The 17,795-nt window shown below is 60.2% G+C and carries 17 protein-coding genes and 1 pseudogene; 5 read left to right on the forward strand and 13 right to left on the reverse strand.

The window, feature by feature from the left end:
• Nucleotides 1–224: 224 nt before the first annotated feature.
• On the forward strand, nucleotides 225–2,036 hold the full coding sequence (locus B723_RS07310) for a glucan biosynthesis protein G (protein ID WP_017336095.1): 1,812 nt from the start codon (nucleotides 225–227) through the stop codon (nucleotides 2,034–2,036).
• Nucleotides 2,029–4,599: a glucans biosynthesis glucosyltransferase MdoH gene (gene mdoH / locus B723_RS07315; protein WP_017336096.1), complete on the forward strand. Its 2,571-nt coding sequence runs from the start codon at nucleotides 2,029–2,031 to the stop codon at nucleotides 4,597–4,599. The genes B723_RS07310 and mdoH overlap by 8 nt, the downstream gene beginning before the upstream one ends.
• Before the next feature lie 453 nt (nucleotides 4,600–5,052).
• Here the strand turns inward: mdoH and B723_RS34050 are convergent, their stop codons facing one another.
• The 11 genes and pseudogenes from B723_RS34050 to ubiE all read right to left on the reverse strand — a co-directional run bounded on the left by B723_RS34050 (nucleotide 5,053) and on the right by ubiE (nucleotide 13,288).
• Nucleotides 5,053–5,925: a methyl-accepting chemotaxis protein gene (locus B723_RS34050; RefSeq protein WP_425311818.1), complete on the reverse strand. Its 873-nt coding sequence runs from the start codon at nucleotides 5,923–5,925 to the stop codon at nucleotides 5,053–5,055.
• Nucleotides 5,911–6,969, reverse strand: a pseudogene (locus tag B723_RS34055) (methyl-accepting chemotaxis protein); the annotation flags it as partial. The pseudogene B723_RS34055 and the gene B723_RS34050, both read right to left, overlap by 15 nt.
• Nucleotides 6,970–7,215: 246 nt before the next feature.
• A complete protein-coding gene (locus B723_RS07325) occupies nucleotides 7,216–7,923 on the reverse strand; it encodes a 16S rRNA (uracil(1498)-N(3))-methyltransferase (protein WP_017336098.1) in 708 nt (235 codons plus the stop codon).
• A complete protein-coding gene (gene tatC, locus B723_RS07330; RefSeq protein ID WP_008025235.1) occupies nucleotides 7,920–8,714 on the reverse strand; it encodes a twin-arginine translocase subunit TatC in 795 nt (264 codons plus the stop codon). The genes B723_RS07325 and tatC overlap by 4 nt, the downstream gene beginning before the upstream one ends.
• Entirely contained in the window at nucleotides 8,711–9,172 is a 462-nt protein-coding gene (gene tatB, locus B723_RS07335) for a Sec-independent protein translocase protein TatB (RefSeq protein ID WP_017336099.1), read from the reverse strand. Before tatB ends, tatC begins: the two co-directional genes overlap by 4 nt.
• A 10-nt stretch (nucleotides 9,173–9,182) precedes the next feature.
• Complete coding sequence (locus tag B723_RS07340) at nucleotides 9,183–9,461, reverse strand: twin-arginine translocase TatA/TatE family subunit (RefSeq protein ID WP_017336100.1); 279 nt, start codon at nucleotides 9,459–9,461, stop codon at nucleotides 9,183–9,185.
• Between the two features lie 25 nt (nucleotides 9,462–9,486).
• Nucleotides 9,487–9,819, reverse strand: coding sequence for a phosphoribosyl-ATP diphosphatase (locus B723_RS07345; protein ID WP_008047820.1), 333 nt, complete (start codon nucleotides 9,817–9,819; stop codon nucleotides 9,487–9,489).
• Nucleotides 9,812–10,213, reverse strand: a complete 402-nt coding sequence (gene hisI / locus B723_RS07350) for a phosphoribosyl-AMP cyclohydrolase (protein ID WP_017336101.1) — start codon at nucleotides 10,211–10,213, stop codon at nucleotides 9,812–9,814. The genes B723_RS07345 and hisI overlap by 8 nt, the downstream gene beginning before the upstream one ends.
• An 80-nt stretch (nucleotides 10,214–10,293) precedes the next feature.
• Nucleotides 10,294–11,898, reverse strand: a complete 1,605-nt coding sequence (ubiB, locus tag B723_RS07355) for a ubiquinone biosynthesis regulatory protein kinase UbiB (protein ID WP_017336102.1) — start codon at nucleotides 11,896–11,898, stop codon at nucleotides 10,294–10,296.
• On the reverse strand, nucleotides 11,895–12,518 hold the full coding sequence (locus B723_RS07360; protein ID WP_017336103.1) for a ubiquinone biosynthesis accessory factor UbiJ: 624 nt from the start codon (nucleotides 12,516–12,518) through the stop codon (nucleotides 11,895–11,897). The genes ubiB and B723_RS07360 overlap by 4 nt, the downstream gene beginning before the upstream one ends.
• Nucleotides 12,518–13,288, reverse strand: a complete 771-nt coding sequence (ubiE, locus tag B723_RS07365; RefSeq protein ID WP_007948968.1) for a bifunctional demethylmenaquinone methyltransferase/2-methoxy-6-polyprenyl-1,4-benzoquinol methylase UbiE — start codon at nucleotides 13,286–13,288, stop codon at nucleotides 12,518–12,520. Before ubiE ends, B723_RS07360 begins: the two co-directional genes overlap by 1 nt.
• Nucleotides 13,289–13,443: 155 nt before the next feature.
• Between ubiE and B723_RS07370 the strand changes: the two genes are divergently transcribed.
• From B723_RS07370 to B723_RS07380, 3 genes are all read left to right on the forward strand, one after another.
• The gene (locus B723_RS07370; RefSeq protein WP_017336104.1) at nucleotides 13,444–13,719 is read left to right on the forward strand and encodes a polyhydroxyalkanoic acid system family protein; all 276 of its coding nucleotides are present in this window, start codon (nucleotides 13,444–13,446) and stop codon (nucleotides 13,717–13,719) included.
• Between the two features lie 278 nt (nucleotides 13,720–13,997).
• Nucleotides 13,998–14,420, forward strand: coding sequence for a phasin family protein (locus tag B723_RS07375; RefSeq protein WP_017336105.1), 423 nt, complete (start codon nucleotides 13,998–14,000; stop codon nucleotides 14,418–14,420).
• A 10-nt stretch (nucleotides 14,421–14,430) separates the two neighbouring features.
• A complete protein-coding gene (locus B723_RS07380) occupies nucleotides 14,431–15,300 on the forward strand; it encodes a phasin family protein (RefSeq protein ID WP_017336106.1) in 870 nt (289 codons plus the stop codon).
• Between the two features lie 128 nt (nucleotides 15,301–15,428).
• Here the strand turns inward: B723_RS07380 and B723_RS07385 are convergent, their stop codons facing one another.
• Both B723_RS07385 and phaC read right to left on the reverse strand, forming a co-directional pair.
• On the reverse strand, nucleotides 15,429–16,049 hold the full coding sequence (locus B723_RS07385; protein ID WP_017336107.1) for a TetR/AcrR family transcriptional regulator: 621 nt from the start codon (nucleotides 16,047–16,049) through the stop codon (nucleotides 15,429–15,431).
• 59 nt (nucleotides 16,050–16,108) lie between these two features.
• Entirely contained in the window at nucleotides 16,109–17,791 is a 1,683-nt protein-coding gene (gene phaC / locus B723_RS07390; RefSeq protein ID WP_017336108.1) for a class II poly(R)-hydroxyalkanoic acid synthase, read from the reverse strand.
• Nucleotides 17,792–17,795: the final 4 nt, after the last annotated feature.

Raw genomic sequence — 17,795 nt, forward strand, 5'->3', positions numbered from 1 at the left:
CTAGATAATCGCGCGCTACGGGGATCAGCGTTCGTTGGTCCGTTTTGACTTAGGTAGAGACTTGTCCTGGACCTGTTGGGGAATCATTTGGCCCCATAGGAGTCGGAACAATGCTCGCCAACTTGGCAAGAGTGGTTTGTAGGGACGGGTTTTTCCTTCCGTCTACCTCACAGGCCCTTCAACTGGCCGTTGGTTTTTTGATCTGTTTTCGGCGAGGGTTGCTCGTGATTGTTAGTCCCTGTATTGCACCAAAATTGTCTGCCAAACGGTTACGAAGCGCTCTGGTAGCGGGCTCTGCCCTGCTTTGCCTGCTCAGCGCCGGCCAGCTTTGGGCATTCAGTCTGGATGATGTATCGGCCAAGGCAAAAGAGCTGGCCGGGCAGAAATACGAAGCCCCGCGCAGTAACCTGCCGAAAGAATTCCGTGAAATGAAATTCGCGGACTATCAAAAAATTCGTTTCCTGACCGAAAAAGCCGAATGGGCTGATCAGAAAACCCCGTTCAAGTTGTCGTTCTATCACCAGGGTATGCATTTCGATACACCGGTGAAAATCAACGAAATCACCGCGACCACCGTCGAAGAGATCAAATACGACCCAAGTCGTTTCGATTTCGGCGACTTGAAATTCGATCCTAAAGCCACCGAACAACTGGGGTATGCCGGTTTCCGTGTGCTGTACCCGATCAACAAGGCCGACAAGCAAGACGAAATCATGACCATGCTCGGCGCGAGTTACTTCCGCGTTGTCGGCAAGGGGCACACGTATGGCTTGTCCGCTCGCGGCATGGCGATCGATACCGCGTTGCCGTCCGGCGAAGAATTCCCGCGTTTCACCGAGTTCTGGATTCAACAGCCGAAACCGGGCGACAAGCACCTGGTCATCTTCGCCCTTCTGGATTCGCCACGCGCTACCGGTGCCTATCGCCTGACCGTACGTCCGGGCAGCGACACCATTGTCGACGTCAAGGCTCAGATGTTCCTGCGTGACAAGGTCACCAAGCTTGGCGTTGCGCCGCTGACCAGCATGTTCCTGTTCGGCGCCAACCAGCCTTCCAAAGTGCTGAACTATCGTCGCGAACTGCATGACTCCAGCGGTCTGTCGATCCATGCCGGCAACGGCGAGTGGATCTGGCGCCCGTTGAACAACCCGAAACACCTGTCGGTGAGCAACTACTCGGTCGAGAACCCGCGTGGCTTCGGCTTGTTGCAACGTGGCCGTGACTTCAGTCACTACGAAGACCTCGACGACCGCTACGACAAGCGCCCAAGTGCCTGGATCGAGCCAAAAGGCGATTGGGGCAAGGGTTCTGTAGACCTGGTCGAAATTCCGACGGCCGATGAAACCAACGACAACATTGTTGCCTTCTGGAGCCCGGAAAAACTGCCTGAGCCTGGCCAGCCGCTGGAGTTCGGCTACCGCATGCACTGGACCATCGACGAAGCCGCGCTTCATGCGCCGGACAGTGCCTGGGTTCAACAGACCCTGCGCTCCACAGGCGACGTCAAACAGTCCAACCTGATTCGTCAGCCGGACGGCAGCGTTGCCTATCTGGTGGACTTCGAAGGCCCGTCGCTGGCGGCATTGCCGTCCGATGCGGACGTTCGCAGCCAGGTCAGCGTTGGCGACAATGCCGAACTGGTCGAGAACAGCGTGCGATACAACCCTGAAACCAAGGGCTGGCGCCTGACCCTGCGCATGAAGATCAAGGACCCGAGCAAAGCCACCGAGATGCGTGCTGCGCTGGTCCAGAACATTCTGCCTGCCGACCTGGCCAAGTCATCCGTGCCAGCGTCCAGCAATGCTGTGGCCAAGGCCGACAAGGTTGCCGCCAGACAACAGGAAAAAGCAGACAAGGAAGCCAAGCAAGCCGAGGCCAAGCAGGCCGAAGCCAAGCCAGTCGCAGATGCCAAGGAGGCCAACAAAGACGCCAAGCAGCCTGCTGCTGCGGACGCGGCCCCAGCCACACCGGAATCGGCCGCGACTGAAGACGTCCTGACCGAGACCTGGAGCTACCAGTTGCCTGCCGATGAGTAATTCTCAAGTACAGCCAGAGACGCTTGCCGAGTATCTGGCGCATTTACCGATGACCGACGAGCAGCGCGCGGAACTCGCGGGCTGCCAGTCCTTCAGCGAGCTGCACCAGCGCCTGTCGTCCTCGACGTTCGACGCACCGACCGAGGCTGCTCAAGCCTCGGTGGGCCGTCGTTTGACCCTGAACTCCGCTGAAGAGCTGGAAGAAGCGGAAATGCTGGTGCTCGACGCCAGCGGTCGGGTTTGCCTCAAGGCCACTCCACCGATCCGCCGGACCAAAGTCGTGCCGGAGCCGTGGCGCACCAACATTCTGGTGCGTGGCTGGCGGCGTCTGACCGGCCGCACCAATCCGCCAGCCCCGCCGAAAGACGAGAACGTGCTGCCGGCCGCGCGCTGGCGCACCGTAGGTTCGATCCGGCGTTACATCCTGCTGGTACTGATGCTTGGTCAGACCATCGTCGCCGGCTGGTACATGAAGGGCATCATGCCGTACCAGGGCTGGTCGTTCGTCGACCTGAACGAAGTCCTGCATCAGCCAATCCTGAAAACCGTCACGCAAGTACTGCCGTATGCGCTGCAGACCAGCATCCTGATCATGTTCGGGATTCTGTTCTGCTGGGTGTCGGCCGGTTTCTGGACGGCATTGATGGGCTTCCTTGAGTTGCTCACCGGGCACGACAAGTACCGCATCTCCGGTAAGAGCGCCGGCAATGAGCCGATTCCCAAGGACGCGCGCACCGCACTGGTGATGCCGATCTGCAACGAAGACGTGCCGCGGGTGTTCGCCGGTCTGCGCGCGACGTTCGAGTCGGTCGCTGCCACGGGTGACCTGGATCGCTTCGACTTTTTCGTCCTCAGTGACAGTAACGATGCCGATATCTGTGTTGCCGAGCAGCAAGCCTGGCTGGACGTTTGCCGCGAAGCCGGCGGTTTCGGCAAGATTTTCTATCGCCGCCGTCGCCGTCGGGTAAAACGCAAAAGCGGCAACCTCGACGACTTCTGCCGTCGCTGGGGCGGCGATTACAAGTACATGGTCGTGCTCGACGCTGACTCGGTGATGAGCGGTGAATGCCTGACCAGTCTGGTGCGCTTGATGGAAGCCACGCCGGACGCCGGGATTATCCAGACCGCGCCGCGTGCCTCGGGCATGGACACGCTGTATGCGCGCATGCAGCAGTTCGCGACTCGGGTGTACGGTCCGCTGTTCACCGCCGGTCTGCACTTCTGGCAGTTGGGCGAATCCCACTACTGGGGCCACAACGCGATCATCCGCATGAAGCCGTTCATCGAGCACTGCGCCCTGGCGCCGTTGCCGGGTAAAGGCGCATTCGCCGGGGCGATTCTGTCCCACGACTTCGTCGAAGCCGCGTTGATGCGTCGTGCGGGTTGGGGCGTGTGGATTGCCTACGACTTGCCGGGCAGCTATGAAGAACTGCCGCCGAACCTGCTGGACGAACTCAAGCGTGACCGTCGCTGGTGCCACGGTAACCTGATGAACTTCCGCCTGTTCCTGGTCAAGGGCATGCACCCGGTTCACCGTGCAGTGTTCCTGACCGGCGTGATGTCTTATTTGTCGGCGCCGCTGTGGTTCTTCTTCCTGGTGCTGTCGACGGCGCTGCTGGCGGTCAACACACTGATGGAGCCGCAGTACTTCCTTGAACCGCGCCAGCTCTATCCGCTGTGGCCACAATGGCACCCGGACAAAGCGATCGCGTTGTTCTCGACCACCATCGTGCTGCTGTTCCTGCCGAAGCTGTTGAGCATCATCCTGATCTGGGCCAAGGGCGCGAAAGAGTTCGGCGGCAAGTTCAAGGTGACCTTGTCGATGCTGCTGGAGATGCTGTTCTCCATGTTGCTGGCGCCGGTGCGGATGATTTTCCACACTCGCTTCGTGCTCGCCGCGTTCCTCGGCTGGGCCGCCACCTGGAACTCGCCGCAACGTGACGACGACTCCACGCCGTGGAGCGAAGCGGTCAAGCGTCACGGGCCGCAAACCCTGCTGGGTTTCTTCTGGGCGTTGCTGGTGATCTGGCTGAACCCGAGCTTCCTCTGGTGGCTGGTGCCGATCGTCGGTTCGTTGATGCTGTCGATTCCGGTGTCGGTGATCTCCAGCCGCGTGGGCCTGGGCCTCAAGTCCCGTGACGAGAGCCTGTTCCTGATCCCCGAGGAATACAATCCGCCGCAGGCGTTGCTGGCAACGGATCAGTACACCCATGAAAACCGTTACCACGCGCTGAAAGACGGCTTCATCCGCTCGGTGGTCGATCCACAGCAGAACGCCCTGGCGTGCGCGCTGGCGACGTCGCGTCACCGTGAGGCCGAGCCGATCGAATGGCTGCGGATCGAGCGTGTGCGCCATGCCTTGAAAGTCGGGCCTGACGGTTTGACCAACAATGAGCGTGTGCAACTGCTGAGCGATCCGGTAGCACTGGCTCGCTTGCATGAGCAGGTGTGGAACGAAGGTCATTCCGCGTGGCTGGAAGCCTGGCGCAAATCGGTGAAAGCCGATCCCCATGCGCCGCTGCTGCCGCTCAAGCCACTGAGTGCACAGCCTCAATTGGCATAAAAAGCCCCGCTTCTGAGAGGAGGCGGGTGTTTTTAAAGATCGCAGCCTTCGGCAGCTCCTGCACGGTATCAATCTGTAGGAGCTGCCGAAGGCTGCGATTTTTTGCTTTCAGTCCCGTGAAACAACAAATCACGCGCCAACACTTTTGCAAACGAGCGAGTGCGTTAGGCCCCGTCCGCGAATTGGTGCGCCCGGATAATTTTTGTCCGTATCGATGCTTTTCCTGAGGGGAGCTGGCGTTTGCGCGCCTCATGACGCTTATCTACGACGCGCCACACAACGTAGTGGCGGTGAATAAGGTCGGCAATATGGAGTAAGGCCGGTCAGACAGACCGCGTCGCGCCTCATCGCCAGCAGGCCGGCTCCCACACTGAAATGCATTCTCCTGTGGGAGCCAGCCTGCTGGCGATTGCATCAACTCGGTTCCAAGCGGACCGAGGCATGCACATCACCTCAAACCTTGAACCTGCCCACCAGCGTCTGCAAATGCGTCCCCAGCCGCGCCAACTCGACGCTGGAGGCCGCGGTCTCTTCACTGGCGGCCGAGGTCTGCTCGGACACATCGCGCACGTTCAGCACGCTACGGTTGATCTCTTCGGCTACCGCGCTCTGCTGTTCGGCCGCTGCGGCGATCTGCTGGTTCATCGACTGGATCGCCGACACGGTGCGGGTGATGCTTTCCAGCGAGCCACCGGCACGGCGGGTCAGTTCGACGCTGCTGTCGGTCAGGCTGCGGCTGTTGTCCATGATGGTCGCGACTTGCTGGGTGCCGTTTTGCAGACCGACGATCAGCTCTTCGATTTCTTCGGTGGACTTCTGGGTGCGTTGGGCCAGGCTGCGGACCTCGTCGGCGACCACCGCGAAACCACGCCCTGCTTCACCGGCGCGGGCGGCTTCGATCGCGGCGTTGAGCGCCAGCAGGTTGGTTTGCTGGGCCACGGATTTGATCACGTCGAGCACGCTGCCGATCTTGTCGCTTTCGCGTTTCAGGTGACCCATGGCTTCGGTGGAGTTGCCGACTTCCAGGGCCAGGCGCTCGATCTGCGCGATGGCTTCGCCAACGACCTTGTCACCTTCGCGGGCCTGCTGATCGGCGGCCAGAGCCGCTTCAGAGGCCTCTTCGGCGTTACGCGCGACTTCCTGCACGGTGGCGGTCATTTCGTTCATCGCGGTCGCCACTTGGTCGGTCTCGACCTTCTGGCTGTTGACCCCGGCGCTGGTCTGCTCGGTCACTGCGGACAGTTCTTCGGCAGCGCTGGCGATTTGCGTGACGCCATCGCTGATGCCGCCGATCAATTCGCGCAGGCCCAGGGTCATGTTCTGCATGGCGCGCTGGAGTTGACCGAGTTCATCGTGGCGCTCGGAAACGAGGTTGTGGGTCAAGTCGCCGGCGGCAATGCGCTCGGCCACTTTCAGTGTCTGGCTCAACGGAATGACGATCTGCCGTGTGATCGCCCACGCCGCGAAGAGGCCGAAGACCAGCGCCAGGGAAGTGGCCAGCAACAGCATGTTCCTGGCGTGTGCCGCATCGGTGTCACGCACGACGGTTTGTGAGGCGGTGAGTTTCTTGCTGACTCCGAGCAGGATGTCGCCTTGCGCGGCCATGCGTTTCAGGGCATCAGCCGTCGCAACCTGCGAGTCACGGAACTGAGTGACCGCGGCTCGGTAGGCTTTGAGCGCTTCGCTGGCCTGTTGCAGATTGGCGGTGTGCTGCTGCGGCAGTTTCGATGGAAGGCTTTCGAGGCTGTTCAACGCGTTGGCGATGGCATCCAGCGCCGGTTGTTCGGCATCGGCCTTGCCACTATAGGTGTAGCCGCGAACCTGATAGCGGGCTTGTTGCAGCAGCTTGCTGACTTCCACCACGTTGTTGAAGTCAGCCACGTTGTCGCCTTGCAGCAGGGACTTCTCGACTTCAGTGACTCGCGCCACAGCGTTGTCGGCGTTGGCGCCGAGTTTGCTGCGAGCGTCTTCGCGGCTGGCGCCGGCCTGCGTCATGGCGGCGAAGGCTAGTTTATATTCGCTGACGGCGGTCAATTGCTGGTCGATCATCGCTACGTCGGCCGGTTGTTCGATCAACGTGCGCGCGGTTTTCAGTCCGGTATCGAGTTGGCCGAGCAGGTCGTTGACGGCGCCCGGACCTTGTTCGCCGCGGCGCATCTCGTAATCCAGACGGGCCAGGCGCAAATCCTTGGTCAGCTCATTGAGGCTGGAAATGAATCCCAGCTTGTCGCCGCGACTGATCACATTACCCAGGCCAGTCCAGCCGGTAGCGGTGATCAACACCGTCAGAAGCAGCACCAGACCGAAGCCGACACCCAGTTTGCGATTGACGCTGACGTTCCCCAGTTTCTCGGCTAGCCATCGGTACATGCTGCAACTCCCACGGACCACAAGTTGGTTTTATGGGAGGTGTATCGGCTGGCGGGTGGAAATCTGTAGGCGCAGCACGAGTTTGGCTTGGTTAACCTGTGGTGAGGGAGCTTGCTCCCGCTCGGCGGCGTAGCCGGCGTAAAACAGTCGCCGCGATATTGGGGATTCAATGCGGTGGCCGCTTCGCGCCCAAGCGTGAGCAAGCTCCCTCGCCACAGGGTTTGGAGCGAAGCTCGGGGGACCGGATTAGAACAGGCGTGCAAGCAACGCAGTGACGGCAGTCTCTACGCGCAGGATGCGCTCGCCGAGCTGCACCGGTTGCAGGCCGGATTTGCCGAGTAAATCGATTTCGTAGGGAATCCAGCCGCCTTCCGGGCCGATGGCCAGGGTCACCGGTTCGTCCAGGCCGCGGGGGCAGGGCGGGTAATTGCCGGGGTGACCGACCAGGCCGAGGGTGCCTTCGGTGATCGCGGGCAGTCGATCTTCGACGAACGGTTTGAAGCGTTTTTCGATGACAATTTCAGGCAACACGCTATCTCTTGCCTGCTCGAGGCCGAGGATCAGTTGCTCGCGAATCGCTTCAGGTTCGAGAAACGGGGTCTGCCAAAAGCTCTTCTCGACGCGGTAGCTGTTTACCAGCACGATTCGCGGCACACCCATGGCCGCCACGGTCTGAAACACCCGACGGAGCATTTTGGGCCGCGGCAGCGCCAATACCAGAGTCAGTGGCAGCTTGGCCGGTGGTGGTTGGTCGAGGGTGACGCGCAGTTCGGCTTCATCGCTGTCCAGACGCAGCACTTCGGCCGAGCCCATCAGACCGCCGATACGCCCGACGCGCAGGCTGTCACCCACTTCACAGCGGTGAACTTCCTGCATGTGCGTCAACCGGCGATCGCGCAGGACCACTCGGTCGGCCGCAATGAAATCGGCCTCTTCGAGGAGCAGCAGGTTCACGCTTGGGTCGCTGGCGGCTGGTCGTTGTGATCGTCGACCGGTTGGTCGTCCGGGTGGTCGCCGCGCTTGCTGATCAGGCCGCCGAACAGGATGCCGATTTCAAACAGCAGCCACATCGGTACGGCCAGCAGCGTCTGCGAGAAAATGTCCGGTGGCGTCAGGATCATGCCGACCACGAAGCAGCCAATGATCACGTACGGGCGGATTTTCTTCAGGTATTTGACGTCGACCACGCCGATCCAGACCAGCAGCACCACGGCCACCGGGATCTCGAACGCCACACCGAAGGCGAAGAACAGCGTCATGACGAAATCGAGGTAGCTGCTGATGTCGGTCATCATCTCCACGCCGGCCGGGGTGGCGGCGGCGAAGAATTTGAAGATCAGCGGGAACACCAGGTAGTAGGCGAACGCCATGCCGGCGTAAAACAGCATGATGCTCGACACCAGCAAAGGCACGGCGATGCGTTTTTCATGTTTGTACAAGCCCGGCGCAATGAAGCCCCAGATCTGATGCAGGATCACCGGGATTGCCAGGAACAGCGACACCATCATGGTCAGCTTCAGTGGCGTTAAAAACGGCGACGACACGTCGGTGGCGATCATCGTCGCGCCCACCGGCAGGTACTGGCGCAACGGCGTCGAGACGAAGGTGTAGATCTGCTGGGTGAAGGCGAACAACCCGGCGAAGATGATGAAGATCGCCGCTACGCAGCGCAGCAGACGGGTACGCAACTCGGTGAGGTGCGAAACCAGCGGCATGTGCTGGTCGTTTTCTGGGAGATCGCTCATGAGACTCGCGGCGGCAAAGTGGTGTCGTGAGGGGCCGGCGTTGTCGGCGCGGCGGCAGGAGCAACAGGTTCTACGGATGCGACAGCCGCTGCCGGTTCAACAGTTTTCACCGTTTCCGTTGGTGCCGCGACAGGTGCAGCTTCTGCAATCGGTGCATGAATCGTCTGCTCCGCCACAGGTTCAACCGGCTGAACCGGCGTAGCCTCCTGCTGGGTCGGCGTGAAGATTTTCCGTGCCTCCTGCTCCAGCGACAGGATGTGCTCGTTGTGCAGTTGCCGACGAATCTCGTCGGCACCGATTTCACGTTCAACTTCCTGTTTGATCGCGTTGAAGCTGCGCTTCAGGCGCCCGACCCACAGGCCGGCCGTGCGCGCAGCCCCCGGCAGACGTTCGGGGCCCAGCACCAGCAGGGCCACGAGGCCGACGAGCAGCAGTTCAGAGAAGCTGATACCAAACATTAGTCAGTGCTCACACGTCTTTGCGGATCGGCTCTTCGACTTTTTGCGCCTGCACGTCGATGGTGTGCGGCTGGTTCACGGACTGTGTGGTCTGTGGCTGAACCGGTGGCACCGGTTGGGCCGGGGTCACAGTCGGGTCAACCGGCTTGTCTTCATCGTTCATGGCTTTGCGAAAGCCCTTGATCGACTCGCCCACGTCAGTGCCGAGGTTTTTCAGTTTCTTGGTGCCGAACACCAGAACGACAACAACCAGGATGACGATCCAGTGTTTCCAGTCAAAAATGCCCATGTTGCTGCTCCTCTCTAATAATTGTTCAGGCGGACGGGCGCGAGGCTTTCTCGGCGTGTCCGGACAGACCGAAACGACGGTCCAGTTCATCGAGTACAGCCTGTGGATGCTGCCCCAGTTGGGCAAGCATGACCATGCTGTGGAACCAAAGGTCGGCAGTCTCGTAGATCACGTCGCTGCAGTCACCGCTGATGGCGGCGTCCTTGGCGGCAATGATGGTTTCGACCGACTCTTCGCCGACTTTTTCCAGAATCTTGTTCAAGCCCTTGTGGTACAGGCTGGCGACATACGAGCTGTCGGCGGCGGCGCCTTTGCGCTCTTCCAGTACCTCGGCCAGTCGGGTCAGGGTGTCACTCATGGGTGTGTCCTGCGCAATAGATAGCGTGCGGGTCTTTCAGGACCGGATCGACGGTTTTCCAGTCGCCGTTCTCGAAGACGCGGTAGAAGCAGCTTTGACGGCCGGTATGGCAGGCAATGTCGCCGATCTGCTCGACCATCAGGATGATCACGTCGGCGTCACAGTCCAGGCGCATCTCATGCAGGGTTTGCACGTGACCGGACTCTTCGCCCTTGCGCCACAGCTTGCCACGGGAACGTGACCAGTAAATGGCACGGTTTTCGGCAGCGGTCAGTTCCAGCGCTTCACGGTTCATCCAGGCCATCATCAGGACGCGCCCGGTCTTGTGATCCTGGGCAATTGCCGGCACCAGGCCATCGGCGTCCCACTTGATCTCGTCCAGCCAGTTTTTCATCTTCGACTCCGACAGCGGGCCCCGCACTTCATTAGCAGGGCCCAACGTTCAAACAGTGTGCCAGTGGATCACACAACTGGCTATCGGCGAACGACCAGATACAAACCGACGGCCATCATGATCCCGGCCGGCCAGTAAGCCAGTTCATTCAGCGGCCCGCCAACGGCGAGTATTGCGCCGCCGGCCAGATGGGCTGTGCCGAGCAGCCGCAGGAACCAGTCGTCCCGGCGCCGATGCCACGGTGGCGGCGGGTCGTAGGCGTGGGGCTGGGACATGCGTTCGAGCAGATCACGCGCCATGTTGGCCAGGTGCGGCAGTTGCTCGAACTGGCTCTGCACGTTGCCGAGCAAGGCCTTGGGGCTGACGCGTTCACGCATCCAGCGTTCGAGGAACGGTTGGGCGGTATTCCACAAATCGAGGTCCGGGTACAACTGACGGCCCAGGCCTTCGATGTTCAACAAGGTTTTTTGCAGCAGCACCAGCTGCGGCTGCACTTCCATGTTGAAGCGTCGAGCGGTCTGGAACAGGCGCATCAGCACTTGGCCGAATGAAATATCTTTTAACGGTTTTTCGAAGATTGGCTCGCACACCGTGCGGATCGCCGCTTCGAATTCGTTGAGTTTGGTTTCCGCCGGCACCCAGCCCGAATCGATGTGCAGTTGCGCCACACGACGGTAATCACGCTTGAAAAACGCGAACAGGTTGCGCGCCAGGTAATCCTGGTCTTCCGGGGTCAGGCTGCCGACGATGCCGCAGTCGATCGCAATGTATTGCGGGCTCCACGGGTTGACGGTGCTGACGAAGATGTTGCCGGGGTGCATGTCGGCGTGGAAGAAACTGTCGCGGAACACCTGGGTGAAGAAAATTTCCACGCCGCGCTCGGCGAGCATTTTCATGTCGGTGCGTTGATCGGCGAGGGTCGCCAGATCGGTCACCTGAATCCCGTAGATGCGCTCCATCACCAGCACTTTCGGCCGGCACCAGTCCCAATAGACTTGCGGCACGTACAGCAACGGCGAGCCATCGAAGTTGCGTTTCAACTGGCTGGCGTTGGCAGCCTCGCGCAGCAGGTCGAGTTCGTCGTAGATGGTTTTTTCGTAGTCGCTGACCACGTCCACCGGGTGCAGCAGGCGTGCATCGGCCGAGAGCTTTTCCGCGGCGCGGGCGAGGATGAACAACCACGCCAGGTCCTGGGCGATGATCGGCTTCAGGCCCGGGCGGATGACTTTGACGACGACCTCTTCACCGGTTTTCAGCTGCGCGGCATGCACCTGCGCCACCGAAGCGGAAGCCAGCGGTTCGACGTCAAAGCGGCTGAACACTTCACTGATTTTCTTGCCGAGCTGTTCTTCGATCAGCCTGATCGACACTTGCGAATCGAACGGCGGCACGCGGTCCTGCAACTTCATCAGCTCGTCGGCGATGTCTTCCGGCAGCAGGTCGCGGCGGGTGGACAGGATCTGCCCGAACTTGATGAAAATCGGCCCCAGGTCCTGCAGCGCCAGGCGCAATCGGGCGCCACGGCTCAGGTCCAGCGTCTTGCGCGGGAACCAGCGCCACGGCAAGGCGTAGCGCAGCGCCAGCAGAAACCACGGCAGCGGCAGGGCGAACAGCAGGTCATCGAGGCGGTAGCGAATCACAACGCGCTGGATGCGCAACAAACGGCGGACGGCAAGCAGCTTCATGCGTTATCGCTTGGGTCGAGGGATCGGGAAAGGCGCTCGAAACGCGCCTCGAGACGTTCCAGATCGAGTTTGATCTGGTCCAGTTCACTGAAACGGGCTTCGGCTTCGCGCTGACCGACGAGGGTGCGCGATTCTTCGGCCAGGTATTCGCCCAGGTTCTGATTGAGGCTGGCGAACCCTTGCTGATACCAGCGTGCGCGGCTGCGCAGGTGACCGCCGACCAGGGAAGTGGCGACGGGGCCGAGCCAGCGCGAGAGTTCGTACTCCCAGTCCAGCTCGAGGTCCTGAAGGATCGCCGCCAGTTCCAGCAACACGCCGCTGTCACCGTCGAGTTCAACTTCAGGGCCATGCAGGACCGAGGTCTTGTCCTTGCTCATCGCCAGTTTCAACAGGCTGGAGGCCGGTGCACGCAAGGTGCAGTCGGCACCGGTTTCCCAGTGTGAGGCCAGCATCAAGCCTTCGTCGCTGGGCAAAATGAACAGTTGCAGCGCCGGGCTGCGGCAGTCGACGGCAATCACCTTGCCGCTCAAATGCGCCAGCCGCGGCAGCGCCGTGCTGTCGAGACGCAGCACCCGGTTCAGACCGAGTTCAACGCTGGCGAGCAGGCCGGCCAGCAGCATCAGGGTTTGATGCCGCGGTGCAGGGCGACGATGCCTGCGGTCATGTTGTGATAGGTCACGCGATCGAAACCGGCCTCGACCATCATCGACTTCAGGGTTTCCTGGTTCGGGTGCATGCGGATCGATTCGGCCAGGTAGCGATAGCTTTCCGAGTCGTTGGTGATCAGCTTGCCCATCAGTGGCATGAAGGCGAACGAGTAGGCGTCGTAAGCTTTGGACATCAGCGCGTTGGTCGGTTTGGAGAACTCCAGCACCAGCAAACGGCCACCCGGCTTGAGTACACGCAGCATCGAGCGCAGGGCGTCTTCTTTATGCGTGACGTTGCGCAGGCCGAAAGCGATGGTCACGCAGTCGAAGTGGTTGTCCGGGAACGGCAGCTTTTCAGCATCGGCCTGGACGAATTCGACGTTGCCGGCCACGCCGAGATCCAGCAGGCGGTCACGACCGACCTTGAGCATGGATTCGTTGATGTCGGCCAACACCACCTGGCCGGTCGGGCCCACGAGGTGCGAGAATTTCTTGGTCAGGTCGCCGGTGCCACCGGCGATGTCCAGCACGCGGTTGCCGGTGCGCACGCCCGACAGCTCGATCGCGAAACGCTTCCACAAGCGGTGCATGCCGCCCGACAGGAGGTCGTTCATCAAGTCGTACTTGGCGGCTACCGAGTGGAAAACCTCAGCGACTTTTTCCGCTTTTTGGCTTTCCGGAACGTTTTTGAAACCGAAGTGAGTGGTGGGTTCGGCATCGCTGCCTTTGCGCTGATCAGTCATATCGCTGTCACCAGAAGAGAATGCGGGACATTCTAATCCCGGTGGCCTGCTTTGTCTTGGCAAGGCTGAAGGTAAGATAGGCAACCGCCGGGACGTTTTGCCGCAGCAGCGGTCAAGATGCTTCAGGAAAGTATCCATAAAGCAGGAGTCATTCGATGGCCCGTATTAGTGTTGAGCGTGCCCACGGCCTGGGCAAGGAAGCGGCCCGCGAGAAGGCCGACCAGTTGGCGCAGAAGCTGTCCGATCAATATGGCCTGGAGCCGCAGTGGTCTGGCGATACCCTGAACCTCAAGCGTTCCGGGGTGAAAGGCGCAGTGCATGTCAGCGAAGATTCGATCCGCGTCGATGTGGAGTTGGGCCTGATGATGTCGGCCATGAGCGGCATGATCAAATCGGAAATCGAAAAGGCCCTCGATAAAGCCCTCGCCTGAGATCGAGCCTATACCTGTGGCGAGGGCGCTTGCTCCCGCTGGGGTGCGAAGCGCCCCCAACACTGGCACTGCATATTCTCAGGGACATTCGGTTCGCCAGTTTGCGACTGCTGCGCAGTCGAGCGGGAGCAAGCGCCCTCGCCACAATTGATCTCGGTCATGCAGCACCTGTTTATGTCAGTTGTTAGGGTGCCGTTTCTAATTTTTCTCCCTACTTTGTGCCTGAGCCCGACACTTTCGCGGGCAGTTCCTCAAACCTTCTGCGCGTGAGGTGCACCATGGCCAAAGTTATTTTGAAGAAAAAAATCGACGCTTCGACAACTGCTCTGAGCGACGTCAAATCCTATGCCCGCAAGATCTGGCTGGCAGGCCTGGGTGCCTACACCAAGGTCGGCCAAGAGGGCAGCGAGTATTTTCAAGAGCTGGTAAAAGCGGGTCAAACCGTTGAAACCAAAGGAAAAAAAGTAGTCTCCGAGAAACTTGAAGCCGCTAACGCCGAGATCGATGAAGCCAAGAGTGAAGTGAGCACATTCAAAGGCAAGGTCGAACTTCAACTCGACAAGGTCGAGAAGGCTTTCGACTCGCGTGTTGCAAGTGCCTTGAATCGTATCGGCATTCCGTCTAAACATGACGTTGAGACACTCTCTGCTAAGCTCGATGAGCTGACGGCATTGCTCGAACGCGTCGCGCGTAAATCTTAAGGAGAACGGGATGGCTGGTAAAAAGAACACCGAAAAAGAAGGCAGCTCGTGGATTGGGAAAGTCGAAGACTACTCCCGCAAAATCTGGCTGGCTGGTTTAGGCGTGTACTCGAAGATCGACACTGACGGCAGCAAGCTCTTCGATGCATTGGTCAAAGACGGCGAGAAAGCCGAGAAGCTCACCAAGAACGCAGTTGGCAAAAAAGTCGACGACGTCAAGGACTCCGCTTCCTCGGCCAAGTCGCGCATCAGTGGCGTGAAAGATCGTGCGCTGGGCAAGTGGGATGAGCTGGAAGGCGCTTTCGACAAGCGCCTGAACAGCGCCATTTCGCGTCTGGGCGTACCAAGCCGTAATGAAGTGAAAGCGCTGCACAGCAAGGTCGATACCCTGACCAAGCAAATCGAACGACTCACCGGTGCCAAGGTTGCGCCTGTTGCGGCGAAAACCGCAGCGGCCAAACCTGCTGCTAAAACGGCTGCCAAGCCACTGGCAAAAGCAGCCGCTAAACCGGCTGCCAAACCCGCTGCAAAAGCAGCGGCCAAGCCTGCTGCCAAAACGGCTGCTGCCAAACCTGCCGCAGCCAAGCCAGCGGCCAAACCGGTCGCCGCCAAAGCCGCAGCTAAACCAGCCGCCAAGCCTGCAGCGAAAACCGCAGCCGCCAAACCGGCAGCCAAGCCAGCGGCAAAACCTGCCGCAGCGAAGAAGCCAGCAGTGAAAAAACCGGCAGCGCCGAAAGCCGCTGCACCCAAACCAGCAGTGGCTGCCGCCAAACCGGCAACCCCGTCGACTGTAAGCGCATCGAACTCCGCTTCCGCGCCGACCCCTGCTGCAACCCCGACTGCCGCGCCAGCTCCATCGACGCCAACCAGTCAGTCCTGATTCCAGGGCTCAAAAAAACGCCCGGCCTGTAAAGGCCGGGCGTTTTTGTTTGTGCACGATTCTGCAAACACCGCGGCCCCTGTGGGAGCTAGCAGGCTGGCTCCCACAGGGGCCGCGGTGTTCGGGGGTTATTCGTGTTCTTCGAGGTATTGCAGCGCCAGCTGTTCAGTCGCAACCTTGATCGGCGGCAGCAGATGCGGCGCCACCAGCATCATGATCTGGTACACCACCAGTCTCACTTCACCCTCACGATCCAGAATCCGCTGATAGTCCAGCGAGAACAGCAGCGTCATGGTGATCTGCTCCACCAGTTGCCCCAGCGCCTGCGTGTCGCTGACCAACAGCCCTTGAGCCTTCAGCCGCGCCAGCAATGAAGCCAGCGTGCGCTTCAGTGCATTGAGCAGATTGCGTATTCCTTTGGCCAGTTTCGGCAACCGCCCGGCGAGGTTCGACAGGTCCTGGAACAGAAACCGGTAATGAGCCAGGCGCTCTACGATCAAATGCAGAAACAGCCAATAGTCTTCAGGGGCCAGTTCCACGTCGGACGGCGGATCTAGCAGCGGCGCGAGTTCCGCCTGGAAACGTTCGAACAACCCGAGAATCAGCGGTTCCTTGCCGTGGAAGTGGTAGTAGAGGTTGCCCGGGCTGATGCCCATTTCGTTGGCAACTTCCATGGTGGAGACGTTCGGTTCGCCCTTCTGGTTAAACAACTGCAGGGCACATTCGAGGATCCGGTCGCGGGTTTTCATCCAGTCTTCTTAATGATCAGGTCATGCCACGGTCGATGCCGGCCGTGGTGTGTTGAGCGTCAGCGCACGCGCACGTAAGTACCGGGTGCTGCCTCCATCGGTGGATAGTTCTGGTTGCCGAGCGCCATGTGGGTTTCTTTCTGTGTGCCCGAGCGTTCCTGGATCCAGCCCAGCCACTGCGTCCACCAACTGCCGTCGACTTGTTTGGCGTCGTAATACCAGGCCCGGGGATCGCCGCTCAGTTTTGTGCTTTCGATGAAATTGGCTTTCGGGTTGGAAGGCGGGTTGAGGATGCTCTGCACATGCCCGCTGTTGGACAGCAAGAAGCGCCGCTCGCCACCCAGCAGCAGGGTCGAGCGGTACACGGCATCCCATGGGGTGATGTGGTCGTTGATGCCGGCCACGCTGAAGCTGTCGACCGTGACTTTCTGCAAATCGATCGGCGTGCCGCACACTTCAAGACCCCCTGGATGACTCAGCGGGTTGTGCTTGAAGAAGTCCAGCAGGTCACCGTGAAAGGCCGCCGGCAGACGCGTGTTGTCGTTGTTCCAGTAGAGAATGTCGAACGCCGGCGGCTCCTTGCCCAGCAGGTAGTTGTTGACGAAGTAGCTCCAGATCAAATCGTTGGGGCGCATCCAGGCGAAGACCTTGGCCATGTCGCGGCCATCCAGTACGCCTTTCTGATATGACCGACGCTTGGCCGCTTCCAGTGTCTGTTCGTCGGCGAACAGGGTCGCGGGGCTCTCCATCTGACTGTCGAGCAGGCTCACCAGATAGGTTGCGCTGGATACCCTGCGCAACTGTCGTTTGGCTTGCAAATGGCCTTGCAGCGCGGCGATGGTCAGCCCGCCAGCGCAAGCGCCCATCAGATTCACGTCCCGGGCACCGGTAATCGCCCGGCACACATTCATCGCTTCTTCGACGGCTTCGACGTACGTCGATAGGCCCCATTCGCGATGACGCACATCCGGGTTGCGCCAACTGATCATGAAGGTCTGCAGGCCGTTTTTCAGGGCAAACTGAACGAAGCTGTTGCTCGGGCTCAGGTCGAAAATGTAGTACTTGTTGATCTGTGGCGGCACCACCAGCAGCGGTTTGGAATACTGCTTCTCGCTCATCGGCTTGTACTGGATCAGCTCCAGCAGCTCATTGCGAAACACCACGGAGCCGGTGGTGGTGGCGACCGTTTTGCCGACCTCGAACGCCTGCTTGGTGACTTGCCTGGGCAGGCCGTCGTTGTGCAGGAAATCATCGACCAGATGACCGATGCCGCGCACCAGGCTGTTGCCGCCGGAGTTGAAGATCTCCTTGATCGCCAGCGGATTGAGCAGGGTGTTGGACGGTGACACCGCATCGTTGAGCAAGGCGAACGCGAAGTGGGCGCGGGCGCGATCGTCCGGGTTCATGTTGCTTTCGTCGATCCAGCTTTTGACCTGCTTCTGCCAACTCAGGTACGCCTGCAGGCTGCGGCGATAAAACGGATTGAGGCTCCAGGCCGGGTCGGCGAAGCGACTGTCATGCGGGTTGGTCGGATGCAGGGTTTCGCCCAGCAACACCCGCCCCAATTGACCGCCCAGCTTCAAGGCGTGTCGGGCACTGTGCACCGGGTTGCGCAAACCATGGGCGGCAACACTGCGCAGGGTTGACAGCAGATCCCGACCACGCAGGCCGGTAATCGCACTCTGTGCGTTGATGAACGCGGCGGGAGTGGGCAGAAACTCCTTTGTTGGTTTTTCGCGCATGAAT

Source organism: Pseudomonas fluorescens NCIMB 11764, from assembly GCF_000293885.2.
GTDB classification, from domain to species: Bacteria; Pseudomonadota; Gammaproteobacteria; order Pseudomonadales; family Pseudomonadaceae; genus Aquipseudomonas; species Aquipseudomonas fluorescens_B.

Bases quoted from the DNA above. Each gene is read 5' to 3' on its own strand.
- tatC (WP_008025235.1), bottom strand. From the start codon at position 8,714: ATGAGCGATCTCCCAGAAAACGACCAGCACATGCCGCTGGTTTCGCAC.
- B723_RS07370 (WP_017336104.1), top strand. From the start codon at position 13,444: ATGGCCCGTATTAGTGTTGAGCGTGCCCACGGCCTGGGCAAGGAAGCG.
- B723_RS07345 (WP_008047820.1), bottom strand. From the start codon at position 9,819: ATGAGTGACACCCTGACCCGACTGGCCGAGGTACTGGAAGAGCGCAAA.
- B723_RS07360 (WP_017336103.1), bottom strand. From the start codon at position 12,518: ATGCTGCTGGCCGGCCTGCTCGCCAGCGTTGAACTCGGTCTGAACCGG.
- hisI (WP_017336101.1), bottom strand. From the start codon at position 10,213: ATGAAAAACTGGCTGGACGAGATCAAGTGGGACGCCGATGGCCTGGTG.
- B723_RS34050 (WP_425311818.1), bottom strand. From the start codon at position 5,925: ATGCAGAACATGACCCTGGGCCTGCGCGAATTGATCGGCGGCATCAGC.
- tatB (WP_017336099.1), bottom strand. From the start codon at position 9,172: ATGTTTGGTATCAGCTTCTCTGAACTGCTGCTCGTCGGCCTCGTGGCC.
- phaC (WP_017336108.1), bottom strand. From the start codon at position 17,791: ATGCGCGAAAAACCAACAAAGGAGTTTCTGCCCACTCCCGCCGCGTTC.
- B723_RS07385 (WP_017336107.1), bottom strand. From the start codon at position 16,049: ATGAAAACCCGCGACCGGATCCTCGAATGTGCCCTGCAGTTGTTTAAC.
- B723_RS07375 (WP_017336105.1), top strand. From the start codon at position 13,998: ATGGCCAAAGTTATTTTGAAGAAAAAAATCGACGCTTCGACAACTGCT.
- B723_RS07380 (WP_017336106.1), top strand. From the start codon at position 14,431: ATGGCTGGTAAAAAGAACACCGAAAAAGAAGGCAGCTCGTGGATTGGG.
- ubiE (WP_007948968.1), bottom strand. From the start codon at position 13,288: ATGACTGATCAGCGCAAAGGCAGCGATGCCGAACCCACCACTCACTTC.
- mdoH (WP_017336096.1), top strand. From the start codon at position 2,029: ATGAGTAATTCTCAAGTACAGCCAGAGACGCTTGCCGAGTATCTGGCG.
- B723_RS07340 (WP_017336100.1), bottom strand. From the start codon at position 9,461: ATGGGCATTTTTGACTGGAAACACTGGATCGTCATCCTGGTTGTTGTC.
- ubiB (WP_017336102.1), bottom strand. From the start codon at position 11,898: ATGAAGCTGCTTGCCGTCCGCCGTTTGTTGCGCATCCAGCGCGTTGTG.